We start from the raw sequence: 16663 nt of genomic DNA, 5'->3' as shown, positions 1-16663 counted from the left end.
AGCGACCAAGCAGAATTTCTCTGCTTGGTCGCTAGCCCCTTTAAGTTTAAGAACTAACATGATAAGAAGAATTATACTTTGAAACGTTCAATTAGAATCTGTAGCTTCTCAGCTAGCGAGGACAGGAAACCTGCAGCTGACTCCACTTCTTCCATGGCTGCAAGCTGCTCTTGTGAGGAGGCGGATAATGTTTCCGCACCACTTGCTGTCTGATTAGCGACGTCTACAATATTCTGTAGAGTAGTAACGAGACCATCGGAGATGGAGGCTAGCTCGCGGACTGTTCCGGAAATCTGCTGACTTTGTGAAGCCATCCCAGAGACAGACATCTCAATCTCGGAGAAGGATTGACCTGCCGTTACGATTAATTCCCGGCCTTGATCCATCTCTTCTGTAGAGCGCTTCATGGTCTCTCCTGCTTGGTCCATCTGATTTACGATGATGCTTACGAGTTGTCCGATTTGAGCAGCAGATTGGGCGGATCGCTCGGCAAGCTTGCGTACGGATTGTGCAACTACCGCAAAGCCTCTTCCCTCTTCTCCGGCTCTTGCAGCTTCAATGGCTGCATTCAGCGACAGCAGATTGGTTTCTTCTGCGATGCTCGCAATCGTGCCCACAATATTCTCAATTTCCTTGGAGTAGCCGCCCAAGGTCTCAATAATGACAGCTAAATCAGTGATGCTGTCACTGACGATGCTCATCTGTTGTGTAGTAGAATCCATTGCTTCTCGACCTGTACGAGCCTTTTCAGCGTTACTGGTAGCATTATTCATTGCGTTATCAGCATTTCCTGCAATCTCTGTAATGAAGTGTGACAAGTCTTGTACAGACTTATATCCACCCTCCAAATTTTGCAATTGTGTATTAGCTCCATCGGCAAGTTCAATCGAAACGTTGACACTGTACTCACCAGCACGGTTAGTTTCCTGTGCACTGGCAGAGAGCTCTTCGGATGAAGACGCCACCTGCATGGAGGTTTCATTAACTTCGGTAATGAGCATGCGCAAGCTCTGCGTCATGCCGTTGAAATTTCGAGCTAGTGTACCAATCTCATCCTTACTGTTGAATGAAATAGGATCATGAGTAAGATCACCCTGTGCAACAAGATTTACGCCTCTGGATAGCTTTGTTAGTGGACTTACCATTCGGCGGATTAAGAGATATGCTGCCACAATAGCAATAACTAGAATGGAAGTCCCGATAATAAAAGGCTGAACAATGATGTCTCGGGTCCGTTCTTGAATTAATGGGCCATCGAAGTTAATAGCCATTAGAGCGACTATAGGCTTGGACGGATCATGATCCTGATAGATGGGGCCGTAACCCGTCTTAAGTGAGGTACCTTCGTATGTATAAACCTTGGAGTAAGCGGAATGCTTAGATTTAGTGATCATTTGTTTCTCTTCATCTGAGAAATAAAAAGTGTCACCTGCTTTATAACCTCTTGCTTTGAAGCTTGAATCTGCGGCGAGGATCTTTCCGTCTAGCGATAAAATGAACGCCTCTTTAAAAATAGCCTTATGTGCCACAATCCAACCGATCCGGTCCTCGACAGCCTCCAGTTTGCTTTGATCTCCTGCAATTAATGCGGTAATGTCTGATGGGTCAATCAGCCCGGTTGTAATATTGGCGCATCCTACCAATTCGATACCTGCTGCTTCGTCTACTTGCTTGTAAGCAGTACGATATCCGAAGAACCCGATGGATGATCCAACAAGAAGTAACACGATGAACATCATCCAAGTTAATTTAGTTGCCAATTTCATTTTTTGCACCAACCTTGACAAATTATGTTTTCGGTGACAATCGCTCTCACTGCTACGATTATAGCGTATCGTTAAGCTTAGAACCTTACATAGAATATAGTATTTTTGTGTCGGATATTGTAAAATGGTGGAAAAAATATGGAAATAAACGTGATTATGAAATGTTTAGCAGACAAAAACATTGAATCCTAACCAGTTCTAGTGGTACGCTTGAGTTATTAAAAACGGATTGGGAGTTGAAACAAGGATGCCGCATCAATTAGATCCGTTAATAGAGCGTCTTGGATTATCCATGTGGAGAGTACAGCGTAAGATCATGTCTCAAAGGACTTTGCATAAAGAACTCGGACTTACCGTACCTCAGATGGGTCTGTTAAATATAGTAGCGAAAGAGAAAAAGTCGCGGGTGGTACAACTGGCGGAGTCTATGGAGGTCAAATCCAGTGCCATTACCGTGATGCTCGATCGCCTGGAAGCGCTGGGTTTTATTAAGCGTGAGACGGATGGATCGGACCGGAGAGCGGTTGTGGTGACCATCACCGAGCAAGGTCAGCAAATACTTGAAGAAGGACATTTCCGTTCAAAACAGCTGCTTGCTGAGCATTTATCTATACTGAAGCCGGAAGAGCTGCAAAAGTTTGCGGAGTACTACCGTATGATCGAGGATCAGGAACGGTAAATCTCTAGCTTTAGCTTATAGATACAGAAAGAAGGCCACCTTCTCCGGAGAGAAGGTGGCCTTCTTTGAAATATAATAATGATAAGTTCTAAGGTTCAATTGGTTTGTCTGGCAGCTGCGTAATATAGCTATGGGAAAGCTGTAGAAGTCTCAATGCTCGGTTGTATTCATCCTCAGTAGCAGCCGGTGCTTTTCCATTATAAATAGGGTATTGGGTATTATCTTCAAAGCTGTTACCCGGAATAAGCAGTCCTGAGCTGGAAATGAAAGATCCAGAAGGTAAATAATATCTTTCTGGCAGCAAATTATAAGTCTGACTGAGTAGATCTTGACCGAAAACTAGGTTATTCTCTAATGAAATTCCAAGAAGACCAGCAGCAGTTGGCATAATATCTACTTCGCCACCGACTTGCTCTAAGGTCTGTGGTGCTGTACTGTCTCCTGCATGAATGAGCAGAGGAATGTTTAACATATCCGCATAGGAATATTCATGACCATAAATTTCAGTCATTAATTGCTTATCATCATGATCGAGAGAATAAATAGGCAGTCCCATATGGTCTCCATAAATCATGATCATGCTGTTATCCCATACGCCATTCGCTTTGAGCTCTTCTACGAAATGTCCGAAGGCATCATCCGCATAGTTTTGGGAACGGATATAGTCACCCACAAAAGTACCTTCGTAACGCTCTGGTAGCTTCATGCGGTATTTTTCCTCAGGAATTGTGAATGGATGATGCGCTGACATCGAAATGATCTGAGCATAGAAAGGTTGACCCTCGCTATTCATGTCTTTCAGCTTGTCGGCTGTTTTACTATATAGCGTATCATCAGAAGCCCCAAAGAAGAAAACATCATCTTCACCGAAAAACTTCCGATCATAATAATGATCGAAACCCAGTGATTCATACAGCTCACCACGGTTCCAGAACTCTACGACATTCGTGTGAAATGTTGCGGTCTGATAACCATTTTCTTTAAGCAAGCGTGGCAGACTTGGTAGCACCTTATCCACATAGGACATCGTTGCCGCACCACGTGGAGGGATGTAGGCGGATGTGTTCACTACGAATTCTGCATCCGAAGTATTCCCTTGACCTACCATTTGATAGAAATTAGGGAAGTAAAGACTATCCTTCATTACCTTATTCAGGTTCGGTGTAATCTCTTGCCCGTCTAGCTCGAGACCCATCAAAAAGTTCTGGAAGGATTCCAATTGAATGATAATAAGATTTTTGCCTTTAGCCGTGCCATGAAGTGGAGAACTAACCGCAGTATTAATCCCCTTCACTTTGTTGATGGCATCTTGTGTAATGTCACTTGATTGCACAAGCTCTGGTTCTTCTTTTGCAAAGATCGTATAGGCTTCATAGTTAAGAATACCCATCTCCTGAGCTTTCTTAATTTCGTTCATACTAGCCTTATTAGGCAAAATGTTGAACAAGCATAAACCAAGTGAGACTGCGAATAGAACACTATATTTTATTTTTCCGTTACGACGGTTGATATTCTCTTTTTTATAGACACGGCCTTTCTTATTAAAGAAGAAATAGCCTCCTAGGACAATAATATCTGTAAAGATTAACAGGTAGTAAGGATCCATCAGTGAGAATACGCTGTTGCTGACGGCTGTGACTTGATTCACCTGTTCCGCGGCATGGTAAGTTACAATGACTCCATAATATTTAAAATACATAATGGCTGCGAAAAAGATGGCTGTTACTAATAAATTGACTGTCATGTAATATCCAAGCTTTCGTTTGGAGGCGAACCGCTCAATAATACAGAAGAGCGCCCAGGCAAAAGGAATTTCTGTCAGTAATGACTTCCAAGGCAGCACATCATCAAAAATGACGCCCCAAGCCAGAAATGCTTTTAGGATAAAAAGTATTGTGAAAAACACAAAAGGTTTAATAATCCAACGTTTAATATTAAAGGATGACACAGCTTCCCCCTCTTTCTACATGATAAAACGCCATTTCTCAAACAGGACGAAACAGTGTCAAGACAAAATGGCTCCATAGTAATAAAATTTATTATGCAGGGCTAGCAGAAGAAAGTCAAAAACCGAAAGCGTAAGTATAAGCTTTGTGGAGTGCGTAAAGTTAAACACACATGGGTGAAAGATGATGCTTATGCTATCCCATGGGGTTATACAGCGATTAAAGGACCGAAATAGACATTGGGAACAAAAAGGATATATGGCTAATTAAGGGAGGTGAGAATAGTTGGATCATACTGTAACTCTATCCGTTAGAACTCTCGTCGAGTATGTCTTTCGCAGCGGTAGTATTGAGCCTGGATTTCATGGTACTTCCTCTATGGTTGAAGGAACACGAATTCATCAGAAAATCCAAAAGCAATATAAGGAAGGTGACCGCAAGGAGGTCTATCTGAAAACAGAGATCCCTTATGGTAGCTTACTCTATATTGTAGATGGGCGCTGTGATGGACTGCTTGTTTCGGAGGATGGGAGCCTAACGGTGGAAGAAATCAAATCAACCTCCGGACTGCTGGACATGCTGGAAGAGGGACATGAGGTTCATTGGGCTCAGGCGCTGATGTACGCATATATGGTATCGCTGGAGCAGGAGCTTTCTTCTATTCAAGTAAAGCTTACCTATGTCCACCGGGCAACTGATGAGCAAAAAAGCTTGTACCGAACGTTGTCTTTAGATGAACTGATCTCATTTGTTAATGATACCGTAGCCAGATATGCTCCGTACGCTGAGATGATGGTTCGTCATGATGCTAAGAAAGAGCAGAGCCTTCGAGAGTTACAATTCCCGTTTCCTTCTTATCGAAAGGGACAACGGCATTTTGCCGGAGCGGTGTACAAATCCATCGTAGAAAAGGTCAGTCTGTTCGCTCAGGCGCCCACAGGCATCGGAAAAACAATGTCGACGCTGTTCCCGGTCCTTAAAGCAATGGGAGAAGGACAAGCTAAAGGATTGTTCTATTTAACGGCTAAGACGGTTACCCGTTTTGCCGCGCAGGAAGCAATCTCGCTACTGCTGACGCAGGGACTTCAGCTGCACGTCATCACACTTACTGCTAAAGAGAAGACCTGTTTTCATGATGAAGGGATTTGCGGCAAGGATTCCTGTCCCTATGCGGAAGGCTATTATGATCGGATTAATGATGCGGTAATGGATCTGTTAGAGCATGAGACACTGATGAGCAGAGACACCCTAGCACTGTATGCTCACAAACATAAAGTGTGCCCGTTTGAGTTCTCGCTGGATGCAGCCTATGCCTGTGATGCGGTGATCTGCGATTACAATTATATATATGATCCTCGGATCAGCCTGAAACGGCTAACAGAGGAGAGAAAGAGAGAAACGGTGCTTCTGGTAGATGAAGCACATAATCTGGTAGACCGGGGACGAGAGATGTTCTCTGCCTCTTTGCTGAAGGCCCCCTTTCTAGAAATCCAGCGTCAGTACAAGGAAGTAAACCGTAATTTGAGTACTGCAGCTAAATCGGTGAATGCTTTTTTCATCTCCCTTCGCAAAATTTGTAATGAAGAGGGGCAAGGGCAGTGGGCTTCGTTCCCGGAGGAGCTGCCAGCCTTGCTTGAGATATTTTCTTTGGAGGCAGAACAGGAACTTATTCACCCGAGCGCCAGCATTGTTCCTCAGAATGGAGAAGGAGAGAATGTTCTTCTGGATACCTATTTTGCAGTTCAAGGGATGCTTCGCACCTTTAAGACCTATGATGAACGCTACATAACCTATGCTGAGGTTCGGCGCGGCGATGTGTACTTGAAGTTATTTAATTTGGATCCATCGCATTTACTCCGACAAATGTCTAAGAGCTTTCGAAGCCAGATTCTGTTCTCTGCTACGCTTTCTCCATTATCGTACTATCGGGATATGATTGGTGCGGTGGAGGAAGATTACAGTTTAACGGTCTCATCTCCTTTTCAGAAGGAGCAATGGGAAGTGACCGTGCTGCCTGTCTCCACACGTTATCATGACCGGGAAGCTTCCCTACTCCCGTTAACTCAGGCATTGAATCAAATGGTTTCAAAGAAGGGCAATTATCTGGTGTTTTTTCCTTCATATCTCTATTTACAAAACGTATATCAGGCCTTTACGGAGAATTACCCCGAAGTACGGACTTTGATGCAGGATACAGGCATGAGTGAGCAGGCTAGAGAAATTTTTTTAGCATCATTTAGTCCAGATAATGACGAGACGCTGTTAGGATTTGCTGTACTCGGAGGGATCTTTTCGGAAGGTGTAGATCTGCCAGGAGACCGTCTCAACGGGGTAATGGTTGTTGGAGTTGGCCTACCACAGCTTGGTCTTGAGCGTAATCTGCTGCGCCAGTATTTTAATGCCAGAGGCAAAAACGGCTTTGATTATGCTTATGTCTACCCGGGAATGTGTAAGGTATTGCAAGCTGGAGGAAGGCTGATTCGAAGCGAGACAGATACAGGCATTATTGTGCTTGCGGATGATCGCTTTTTGCAGAGTCCTTATAAGCATTTGCTTCCCGAAGAATGGAGAGATTATCATATCCGCTCATAAGAGGGTATAATCTATGAAAAGGTATTCATAATCAATCGGCAGGAGGAAAAAGAATGACATTAAAAGTGGGTATTGTGGGTACGGGCTGGTTCTCTAAGGTACATGCTGATTTACTAGCAGAGATGGATGATGTCCGTTTGCAGGCAGTCTGCGGAAGCAGTAAGGCTAAAGGCGAAGATATGGCACGTCCATACGATGCTGCTGGATATGGTGATATTACGGAGATGCTGGATGCGGAGAAGCTCGATGCTGTTTATATTTGTGTGCCTCCACAATCTCATGGCGCGATCGAACGATCATTAATCAAGAGGGATATTCCCTTTTTTATAGAAAAACCGCTTAGTATGACTACTGAAATTCCCGCAAGCCTACTTCAGGATATCAAAGAACATAATTTGTTAACCTCGGTTGGATATCATTTCCGCTATCAGGAGAACATTAAACGTCTGAAAGAAACTTTGCGTGGTGACAAAGTCGGTATGATTATGGGGCAATGGATGGGCGGCATGCCAGGCGTAGCTTGGTGGCGTGATCATAAGCAATCCGGAGGACAATTCACAGAGCAGACTACACATATCGTTGATTTGGTGCGCTATCTAGCCGGAGAAGTAAAGGAAGTTTATGGCATGTTCGGAAACCGGATTATGCATGAGCAGCATGAAGGTGTGAGCGTGGCAGATGTAGGCACCGTATCCCTGAAGCTTGAAAATGGAATTATTGCTAATATTTCAAATACATGCGTTTTACCTGATGAGGTGGGAAGTGTAGGTCTTAGCTTCTATAATGATCGGGGACTTTTGGACTGGAACCCGGATCGTCTCTTGGAAGTGAGAAGCGGCAATAGCACCGAATTTGCGAATACAGGAAACCCATATTTAGTAGAAAGTGAAGCCTTCATACATGCTGTACGGACGGGGGATCGCTCGCGCATTTTATGCGACTATGAGGATGGATACAAAACCCTCAAAGTCACCTGTGCGGCCTATGATTCAGCGCAAAGCGGGTTGCCTGTTAAGTTCTAAGGTTCGATTCATAGAAAAAGGACATGCTACTTTAGATGTACTAAAGAGACATGCCCTTGGCCCAAGCTGGGTTAGCCTAGTGGAGGAATATCGCGAGCAAAGCTGGCGCCACACCTATAGATAACAGCGCGGACAGAATCATCGCAATACTGGAGATGGTTCCGGTCAGTGAACTAAGCTCGAAGGCTTTGGATGTTCCTGTACCATGTGCAGCGGTTCCCAGCGATACACCGCGCGCAATTTCATTCTCAATGCGGAAGATGCGAAGTACAGTAGGGCCCATCATTGTACCCAGTATCCCGGTAATAATGACAAAGACTGCCGTAATACTCGGTACACCGCCGATACTTTGCGAGATGCTCATAGCGATCGGTGTAGTTACCGAACGCGGGACCAGACTAGCTGCCAGATCGCCGCTAACATGCAGCCATTTGGCGAGCAGAATGGAAGAGATCACCGCAACTATCGTCCCTGATAGCACGCCTGCCGCAATTTCGGCGGCGTGCTTTTTGAGTACCTTGAAGTTCTTATGCAAAGGGATGGCAAAGGCCATGGTTGCTGGTTGCAGCAAATCCGTCAGCCATTTTCCTCCCGCATTGTATGAGTCATAAGTAATGCCTGTTATAAGCAGAAAGATGATCATAATCACTGGTGTGATGATTAATGGAGAGGTGTAGACTTTACCGGTAGAAGCATAGATACGTTTCGCGAGTAAATACACCGCGACCGTGAGGCCAAAGAACAGCAGAGCGTTTAACATGATTCTTTCCGCTCCTTCGCTTTATAAATTCTACTGGTAAGTAATCCGGAACTAGCCATCACAACAAATGTGCCTAAGACGACAACGGCAAGAATGCGTAATCCATCCGTTTCCAGAATATTAGCGTATTTCATTACACCTATAGCAGATGGAATGAAGAACAGCAGGAGCTCGGCGAGTAGCCAAGAAGCACCAACTTCTACCCAATTCAGACGAATGACACCGAACTCAAGCAGGAGAAACAATATAATCATTCCGAGTATGCTTCCGGGAATAGGGATATGCAATAATGGGGTCACAGCATTAATAAGTAAAGAGAATAACATAAGTCCCGCTACCTGCAGCAAGCCTATAACAATCTTTTTCATAAGGCTTCGCTCCTTTCATGATAATGAAAGTTTACATCAATTGTTTTCATAGGTAAAATGAATAGATCGAATAAATGACATTCCTTTTGTCTATGTATTAGGGGGCACATAAATGGATATCCGACAATTAGAATATTTCGTTCAAGCGGCACGAATGAAAAGTTTTACGAGAGCTGCTGAATCATTATATATAACACAGCCCACGATCAGTAAAATGATTCGGAATATGGAGGTCGAACTGGAGGCAGACTTGTTCTACCGTGAAGGGAAGAGTGTAAGGCTTACAGACGCAGGGGAAATTTTGTTCACCAAAGCGCAAAATATCGTGGAGTCTTTCGCTAGCTTGTCTTCCGAACTGGATAACTTACGGAATCTGGAGCAGGGCCACATCCGCATCGGCCTGCCTCCAATGGTAGGAGCGAGCTTTTTTCCATCGGTGATTGGTCAATTTCATAAACGTTATCCGCAGGTTACGATTCGTCTTCATGAGGATGGGGCCAAAAAAGTGGAGGAAGATGTAGAAACGGGACTGCTGGACATTGGAATGGTCGTATTGCCTGTAGATACAGCCAAACTTCATTGTTTTACCTTTGTTGAAGAGAAGCTGAATCTTATTTTGCCTATGGGACATCGGCTGGCCGAGGCAGAGCTAGTTCCACTAAGTGAGCTGGCTGAAGAGGAGTTCGTGCTATTCCGGGAAGATTTCACGCTGCATGATCGGATTATTACGGAATGTGTAAAAGCTGGATTTCAACCGAAGGTTATATATGAAAGTTCACAATGGGACTTAATCAGCAAGATGGTAGCCGCAGGAATGGGAATTGCATTATTGCCGGAAACCATTTGCCGTGACATGGATCGCTCACGATTGATAGTCATACCTTTGACAGATCCGGTAATTCCTTGGCAGCTCGCTATGGCGTGGCGTAGAGACCGTTATTTATCTTTTGCAGCACGTGAATGGATTTCTTTTGCAAAGGGACTATTGAGAGAACAGTACCCAAATGAGCTTCCCCACGAGACTATAGAACATCCGAATAAATAGCTATTTTATTTTTTGTGGATGTTCTGCAAATTTTTCTTTTTTTTTGAAAATATGTTTTTTGGTATCATGGATTATGATAGGAAGAGATGTTGATAGAGAGAAGGAGAGAGTTGTGACACTATATCAAGGTTCTTCCGAGAAAGCTTATAGAAGAGACTACAGAGAAGATGAGCTGTTTGTGACTATAGAGAGCCTTAGATGCGAATTGCTGGAAGTCGCGGAGCAACGAAGTCTTAGTGACCATGCTGTCCTAGAGCTAAGCGAGCGATTGGACGGTTATATTTTGCTGGCACAACATAAGATGATGGAGAACTTGCGCAGTCGCAAGGCAAGTGCAACAGCTTACTGCTGAAGCTCAAAAGCCGCTATTACAATAAATTAAACTCGATACATCCATAGAATTACACTATTACGAAGATCCAACCGATAAAGAGGAGAGAAATACGCTCCTCTTTTTGTCGTACAATCTATTGGTTGTACAATCCATAACTTTCACCTATAATGTCAATTAATAGGATCTTTTCAAGTCAAACTTTGGGGGTGCCGAGTGGAGGGAAAGTTAACAACTATACGCTCAGAAATTGAGAAAAATCTGTCCCGCTCCGGCCATAATCTCGCCTCATTTTCAAAAATATGTGGCCTGAATCGTGGAAGTCTCAGTGCAATTTTGCACGGGAATCCGCCGAAGCCTATGTCCCTGGGACAAATAGATGCAATCATTAAAGCCTTTGGATTTCCTGACGGTTGGTTGTATCCTTTATATATTGATGAATGCTTTAATGAGGAGAAGGTCTCACGCCGCAGGGTAGAGCCTTTTTTAATACGTTGCGCCGAATTGGGCAAACAAAATTGCATTGATGAAACTATAGGTAGGATATTGGAGTGTACAAAGCCGCTGGATATCATTTATTCAGTTGCTGATAAGTTATTCAATAAAGGGAAAATTCAGGAGTCTTTGTTTTTTTATAAAATTGTAGTAGAGAATGAGTCTGATAGTTACAGTGAACGTCTTGCGATCAGTCATTATCGTATTTTTAAATTTTTGCAAACATTTGATATGGAAGAGAAACTACGTGCAGTGATTAGTTTTAGTCCATTCAGGGGCCGTCTTCCAGAGAATTTGCAATTGGATGGTTTATTAATGCTGACGCAGTTATGTTTCGCTCTTCGAAGATGGGAAGAAATGGAAGTATATGCTGATGAGTTGAGAGCTTTAGCCAATGCTGTTTACCGCCAAGAGCTACGTCGTAGTGAAGACAGACGAAGAGAAGCGCTTTGTACAGAGCGTCCGCTGGTTGTCTATTATGGACATGGTTATTTACTCAAAGCGATTTCGTTGTCAAAGCAGGGTCGATATGAAGAGGCTAAGAAATATACTGCTGGTTACGCAGACCTCAGCTGGTTCGAAATGTTGGATGAAGTAGGTCACCAAGCCGTAGATCAGTTCCGATTATTTGCAACCGGAAACAGCTTTACACTGGAGATGCTGGAAGGCAATGTTGAAGTTATACCAGCTTATGTAGCCTTTTTAGCTGATCATCCCGGAGAGATACTACCAGGACTCATTATTATTATGGAATCGGCTAATCGTTTCGGATTTTCTGTAGACAATGTGCTTACACGCTTCTCACGGGAAATGCTGCGATTTGAGCAGTTTGAAGATCCCATTAATATCGATCGATTATATCGGTTGTACTATCAAGTAGCTATATATCAAATAAGAAATAAACAATATATTGTAGGTGTGGAATATATTATTCAGTCTTTAGAGTTATCTATTAAGACGAATAATGGAATAGACTTCATAAAATGTGTAACTTTATTTGAGACCAACAGGGACTATGCAACTCAGATTCAGCAGGACAAATACAGGAATTTAATAAGGGAGGTGAGAAAAGATGAAAAAATCACTATTGATGATGGCAGGCATTTTAGTATTGTTTAGCTTCATCATTATTGGTCAACCGACATTGGGAGGCGGCAATGGAGGAATGACGACCTATGAACACGGAGCGGGATTCTAATATTAAAGGTATGTTGGACATTTTAATATATAGTTACATATCCGATTTTTTTAACTCCTTACCTTCGTGGTGGGAGTTTTTTATTTCGTAATAATTGATAACGTATTCATAATTTGACAAAGCGTTGCACCGAAAATATAATTAGGTAGCCTAAATAATACAGTGTTTAATAATTAGTTGACCTAACTAAATTAGAGGTGAAAGAAATTGGGATAAACGGAGGAAATACAGAAAATAATGAAAATTCAGTCGCACACGAGCTTTTTGCGGCGATGAAACGGCTGCATAAAGGCCAATGGCAAAAGGGTGTTGAAGGCCATAAGCCGAGTGAGATGACTTTAATGATATGCATTGAAAAATGGAATCATTCTGATGATGAGGGTCTAAAGATATCTGAAATCAGCCGACTTCTCGGATTCACACCTCCAACTATTACGCAGTTGATTAATAGTCTTGAGGCGAAACAGATGGTGGAAAGACACGCAGATCCTTCGGACCGAAGAGTCGTACGCGTGAAATTGACGGAGAGTGGAAAAAAACTCACACGAAGAGCAGAGCAATATAGAGACGCAATGCTGGATGAGCTCGTTCGTTACTTAGGTGAAAAAGAGACTAAGCAGCTCACAGAACTGTTGCTGAAAGTACATGCATTCGTTGAGGATAATCCACCACCTAATTGGGATAGGCTACAAATGAACGGAGATGAGAAGCTTGATTAAATTATTTAAACAACTGAAGCCATTTCGAGTAGCTATTGGTGCTGTATTAATTCTTGTGTTCTTGCAGTCCATGGGCGACTTATACCTCCCTACGCTGATGTCCGACATCGTCGATAAGGGTATTGTTCAGGGAGATCGTACTTATATTTGGAAAATAGGTAGCTTCATGCTTTTAGTTGCAGGGGGCGGGGCCTTATGTTCAGTCATTGCCAGCTATTTATCAGCAAAAGTGGCAGCAGGGTTCGGTAAACTTACCCGTGCTCGTGTGTTTAACCACGTAGAGAATTTCACGCTGCATGAATTCGATAAGCTCGGTACCGCATCTTTAATTACCCGTACAACGAATGATATTACGCAGGTACAGACTGTGCTTACTATGATGCTGCGTATGATGATCGGTGCACCGATGATGATGATTGGTGGTATCATCATGGCGGTATCTGAAGATGCGAAATTATCATTGATCTTTGTAGTAGTTATTCCGGTACTCGTTGGCGCAATTTTCTTTATCGGGATGAAGGGATTACCACTGTTTAAAGCGATACAGATCAAGCTGGATAAATTAAATCTGGTTCTACGTGAACATTTGACGGGTATCCGTGTTATCCGTTCATTTAACCGGATTGATCATGAGAATAAACGCTTCTCCGAGGCTAACCGTGATCTGACAGACACAGCGATCAAAGTAAATAAAATCATGGCCGGTTTGATGCCGCTTATGATGATTGTGATGAACTTTTCCATGATCGCGATTCTTTACTTTGGTGGGATCCGAATTGGTGATGGTGATTTACAAGTCGGCTCACTGATGGCATTTATTCAATATGCGATGCAAATCATGTTCTCCCTGATTATGGTATCGATGATGTTCGTGCTGATTCCTCGTGCTTCAGCATCAGCCTTGCGTATCAATGAAGTGCTCGATATGCGGCCTGAGTTTACAGATCCTTCAGATAGTGAATTGCAAACAACGGCTCAAGCTACTAAAAAAGATGGCCGCGATCATATGCGTGGTTTTGTTGAATTCGATAATGTTTCCTTTTCTTATCCTGGCGCGGAACAACCTGCACTTTCGAAAATTAGCTTCAGTGCTCGTCCGGGTGAAGTTACTGCCATTATCGGCGGTACAGGTTCAGGTAAATCTACGTTGCTTAGCTTGATTCCAAGGTTCTATGATGTTAACGAAGGTGCTGTACGTGTTAACGGAGTAGATGTGCGTGAGATGACTCAGGAAGAGCTACGGAGCAAAATTGGTTACATCCCTCAAAAAGCGGTATTGTTCTCAGGAACGATTAACGAAAACATTCGCTACGGTAAAGAGGATGCTACCGATGAAGAAATCATTCATGCAGCCAAGGTAGCTCAGGCCTACGATTTCGTGTCAGCAATGAAAGATGGATTTGATTCGGAAATTGCTCAAGGCGGCAGTAATGTCTCTGGTGGTCAGAAACAGCGGCTGTCCATTGCACGTGCGCTTGTGAGAAAACCTCAAGTTTATCTGTTCGACGACAGCTTCTCTGCACTTGATTTCAAAACAGATGCTAAGCTTCGTGCGGCACTCAAAGATGAAACCACGGAATCCACTGTTCTAATCGTAGCTCAACGGGTTAGTACCGTTATGGATGCCGACCGGATTATTGTTATTGATGAGGGTGAAATCGCCGGAATGGGCACTCACCGTGAACTGCTCGCGAGCAGTGATGTGTACCGCGAGATCGTATCCTCGCAGCTGTCAGAGGAGGAAATAGCATGAGTGAACAAAACAATAGAGCTGCAGCTCCGCGCACCCATAAAGGTCCTGGACCTGGTGGCGGCCCTGGCATGCGGATGCCTGCAGAAAAGGCTAAAGACTTCAAGGGTACACTTCGTCGTCTGATTAAGTATTTAAGACCTCGTATGGTTCAATTGATTATCGTTCTTGTAATGGCAATTGCCAGTACTGTATTCAGTATCTTCAGTCCTAAGGTTATGGGTAAAGCAACAACTAAACTATTCGAAGGTGCTTACGGTAAATTAATGGGTGTTGAGGGAGCTTCCATTGATTTTGGATACATTAATGATATCCTGATCATACTTGCGGGTCTGTATTTGCTTAGTGCTCTATTTAGCTATATTCAGCAGTACGTAATGGCTGGCGTAGCTCAGAAGGTCGTCTACGACATGCGTGAGCAGATCAACAGCAAGCTGGAACGTTTGCCTTTGAAATATTTTGATTCCCGTACCCATGGGGAAATTCTAAGCCGTGCTACGAATGATGTGGATAACATCAGTACTACACTGCAGCAGAGCTTAACTCAACTGATTACTTCTATTGTCACCATTATCGGTGTCATCGTAATGATGCTTACCATCAGCCCATGGCTGACGTTGATTACAATTGTTACATTGCCACTCAGCTTCGTTGTAATTATGGCTATCTCCAAGCGCTCGCAGACTTATTTTGTGGGACAGCAGAAATCGCTCGGTCAGTTGAATGGTCATGTAGAAGAAATGTATACAGGTCACCGGATTATTAAAGCTTTTGGTCGTGAACCGCAGTCCCTTAAGGATTTCGATGAAATTAACGATAAGCTTTACGACTCTGGCTGGCGTGCCCAATTCATGTCCGGTATGATTATGCCGCTCATGATGTTTATCGGTAACTTGGGTTATGTAATGATTTGTGTAGTCGGCGGTATCTTTGTTACTAAAAAAATGATCGATGTCGGGGATATTCAAGCTTTTATTCAGTATTCCCGTCAGTTCACCCAGCCGATTGCACAAACGGCTAACATTGCTAATATTATTCAATCCACTATTGCTTCCGCAGAACGGGTATTTGAACTTCTGGATGAAGAAGAAGAAGTTAAGGAAGTTAATACTACGCTTGCGAAGCTTGATGAAGGTACTCCGGAAGGTTCCGTTGAGTTCCGTCATGTGAAGTTCGGATATAAAGAAGATGCGATTCTGATTGAGGACATGAATATTGAGGTTAGTCCAGGTCAGACCATAGCGATTGTCGGCCCTACTGGTGCTGGTAAAACCACTCTGATTAACCTGTTGATGCGCTTCTACGAGCTTAATGATGGGGAAATTATCATTGATGGTGTCAATATTACCAATATGAGACGGAGTGACCTGCGAAGCAAATTTGGTATGGTGCTTCAGGATACCTGGCTGTTCAATGGTACGATCCGCGATAACATTGCTTACGGACGTGAAGGTGCCTCAGAAGCTGATGTGGTTCGTGCTGCCAAAGCTGCTCATGCCGATCACTTTATCCGCACACTTCCACTTGGCTATGATACGGTGTTAAATGAAGAAGCTTCTAATATTTCACAAGGTCAGAAGCAGCTGATTACGATTGCTCGTGCGATTCTGGCCGATCCATCGATCCTCATTCTTGATGAAGCAACGAGCAGTGTCGATACACGGACAGAATTGTTGATTCAAAAAGCAATGAAGGCATTGATGCAAAACAGAACCAGCTTCGTAATTGCTCACCGTCTTTCGACGATTCGAGATGCGGACCTTATCCTTGTTATGAATCAAGGTAGTGTAATCGAGAAGGGCAACCATGAGGAACTGCTTGCACAAGGCGGATTCTATGCTGATCTTTACAACAGTCAGTTCTCCGAAGGAGATTTGGACGCAGGCTAAGTTGAAGTGAAAGAAAAAGTATAGCAAACTATAAACCCCTCTTTTCACATGTTGCTGATTTTTTATGTGAAAAGAGGGGTATTTTATATGTGCTGAGGTGTTT

At 43.4% G+C, this 16663-nt stretch carries 14 protein-coding genes; 10 read left to right on the top strand and 4 right to left on the bottom strand.

Translation table 11 applies throughout. The annotated features are described in order from the left end of the window. Positions 1-71: 71 nt before the first annotated feature. Positions 72-1766, bottom strand: coding sequence for a methyl-accepting chemotaxis protein (locus NYE25_RS19430; RefSeq protein WP_042192597.1), 1695 nt, complete (start codon positions 1764-1766; stop codon positions 72-74). Positions 1767-2013: 247 nt separating this feature from the next. Between NYE25_RS19430 and NYE25_RS19425 the strand changes: the two genes are divergently transcribed. After that, entirely contained in the window at positions 2014-2445 is a 432-nt protein-coding gene (locus tag NYE25_RS19425) for a MarR family winged helix-turn-helix transcriptional regulator (protein ID WP_081382665.1), read from the top strand. An 88-nt stretch (positions 2446-2533) separates the two neighbouring features. On the opposite strand, the gene NYE25_RS19420 is transcribed toward NYE25_RS19425, so the two are convergent. Next, on the bottom strand, positions 2534-4393 hold the full coding sequence (locus NYE25_RS19420) for an LTA synthase family protein (protein WP_341051315.1): 1860 nt from the start codon (positions 4391-4393) through the stop codon (positions 2534-2536). 283 nt (positions 4394-4676) lie between these two features. Between NYE25_RS19420 and NYE25_RS19415 the strand changes: the two genes are divergently transcribed. Both NYE25_RS19415 and NYE25_RS19410 read left to right on the top strand, forming a co-directional pair. Then, positions 4677-6983, top strand: coding sequence for a helicase C-terminal domain-containing protein (locus tag NYE25_RS19415; RefSeq protein WP_341146622.1), 2307 nt, complete (start codon positions 4677-4679; stop codon positions 6981-6983). A 53-nt stretch (positions 6984-7036) separates the two neighbouring features. Beyond that, positions 7037-8005, top strand: coding sequence for a Gfo/Idh/MocA family protein (locus NYE25_RS19410; RefSeq protein ID WP_341146621.1), 969 nt, complete (start codon positions 7037-7039; stop codon positions 8003-8005). Positions 8006-8081: 76 nt separating this feature from the next. On the opposite strand, the gene NYE25_RS19405 is transcribed toward NYE25_RS19410, so the two are convergent. Together NYE25_RS19405 and NYE25_RS19400 are read right to left on the bottom strand one after the other, a co-directional pair. After that, the gene (locus NYE25_RS19405; protein WP_042192587.1) at positions 8082-8765 is read right to left on the bottom strand and encodes a CidB/LrgB family autolysis modulator; all 684 of its coding nucleotides are present in this window, start codon (positions 8763-8765) and stop codon (positions 8082-8084) included. Continuing rightward, a complete protein-coding gene (locus tag NYE25_RS19400; protein ID WP_042192585.1) occupies positions 8759-9133 on the bottom strand; it encodes a CidA/LrgA family protein in 375 nt (124 codons plus the stop codon). Before NYE25_RS19400 ends, NYE25_RS19405 begins: the two co-directional genes overlap by 7 nt. 112 nt (positions 9134-9245) lie before the next feature. Here NYE25_RS19400 and cidR point away from each other — a divergent pair, with 112 nt between their 5' ends. From cidR to NYE25_RS19365, 7 genes are all read left to right on the top strand, one after another. Beyond that, positions 9246-10178 carry a cidABC operon transcriptional activator CidR gene (cidR, locus tag NYE25_RS19395; protein WP_341146620.1) on the top strand — a complete coding sequence of 311 codons (933 nt, stop codon included), beginning with the start codon at positions 9246-9248 and terminating at the stop codon, positions 10176-10178. A gap of 112 nt (positions 10179-10290) precedes the next feature. Next, positions 10291-10530: an aspartyl-phosphate phosphatase Spo0E family protein gene (locus NYE25_RS19390; RefSeq protein WP_042192581.1), complete on the top strand. Its 240-nt coding sequence runs from the start codon at positions 10291-10293 to the stop codon at positions 10528-10530. A 195-nt stretch (positions 10531-10725) separates the two neighbouring features. Beyond that, the gene (locus NYE25_RS19385; protein WP_341129378.1) at positions 10726-12123 is read left to right on the top strand and encodes a DNA-binding protein; all 1398 of its coding nucleotides are present in this window, start codon (positions 10726-10728) and stop codon (positions 12121-12123) included. Further along, positions 12077-12202 (top strand): hypothetical protein, encoded by a 126-nt coding sequence (locus NYE25_RS19380; RefSeq protein WP_256716182.1) that lies wholly within the window; start codon positions 12077-12079, stop codon positions 12200-12202. Before NYE25_RS19385 ends, NYE25_RS19380 begins: the two co-directional genes overlap by 47 nt. Positions 12203-12474: 272 nt before the next feature. After that, positions 12475-12921, top strand: a complete 447-nt coding sequence (locus NYE25_RS19375) for a MarR family winged helix-turn-helix transcriptional regulator (RefSeq protein WP_076298122.1) — start codon at positions 12475-12477, stop codon at positions 12919-12921. Further along, positions 12914-14674, top strand: coding sequence for an ABC transporter ATP-binding protein (locus tag NYE25_RS19370; RefSeq protein WP_341051327.1), 1761 nt, complete (start codon positions 12914-12916; stop codon positions 14672-14674). The genes NYE25_RS19375 and NYE25_RS19370 overlap by 8 nt, the downstream gene beginning before the upstream one ends. After that, positions 14671-16560, top strand: coding sequence for an ABC transporter ATP-binding protein (locus NYE25_RS19365; protein ID WP_076297938.1), 1890 nt, complete (start codon positions 14671-14673; stop codon positions 16558-16560). Before NYE25_RS19370 ends, NYE25_RS19365 begins: the two co-directional genes overlap by 4 nt. The last annotated feature ends 103 nt before the right edge of the window (positions 16561-16663 follow it).

The sequence above is a fragment of the Paenibacillus sp. FSL E2-8871 genome (genome assembly GCF_038000345.1).
In the GTDB taxonomy this organism is placed as follows: Bacteria; Bacillota; Bacilli; order Paenibacillales; family Paenibacillaceae; genus Paenibacillus_AQ.
Note: the sequence above shows the minus strand (reverse complement) of the source record. Positions and strands in the feature narration are given on the sequence as shown.

Excerpts from the sequence above, each read along its gene's own strand:
- NYE25_RS19365 (WP_076297938.1), top strand. The coding sequence starts at position 14,671 with ATGAGTGAACAAAACAATAGAGCTGCAGCTCCGCGCACCCATAAAGGT.
- NYE25_RS19400 (WP_042192585.1), bottom strand. The coding sequence starts at position 9,133 with ATGAAAAAGATTGTTATAGGCTTGCTGCAGGTAGCGGGACTTATGTTA.
- NYE25_RS19410 (WP_341146621.1), top strand. The coding sequence starts at position 7,037 with ATGACATTAAAAGTGGGTATTGTGGGTACGGGCTGGTTCTCTAAGGTA.
- NYE25_RS19425 (WP_081382665.1), top strand. The coding sequence starts at position 2,014 with ATGCCGCATCAATTAGATCCGTTAATAGAGCGTCTTGGATTATCCATG.
- cidR (WP_341146620.1), top strand. The coding sequence starts at position 9,246 with ATGGATATCCGACAATTAGAATATTTCGTTCAAGCGGCACGAATGAAA.
- NYE25_RS19405 (WP_042192587.1), bottom strand. The coding sequence starts at position 8,765 with ATGTTAAACGCTCTGCTGTTCTTTGGCCTCACGGTCGCGGTGTATTTA.
- NYE25_RS19380 (WP_256716182.1), top strand. The coding sequence starts at position 12,077 with ATGAAAAAATCACTATTGATGATGGCAGGCATTTTAGTATTGTTTAGC.
- NYE25_RS19430 (WP_042192597.1), bottom strand. The coding sequence starts at position 1,766 with ATGAAATTGGCAACTAAATTAACTTGGATGATGTTCATCGTGTTACTT.
- NYE25_RS19375 (WP_076298122.1), top strand. The coding sequence starts at position 12,475 with ATGAAACGGCTGCATAAAGGCCAATGGCAAAAGGGTGTTGAAGGCCAT.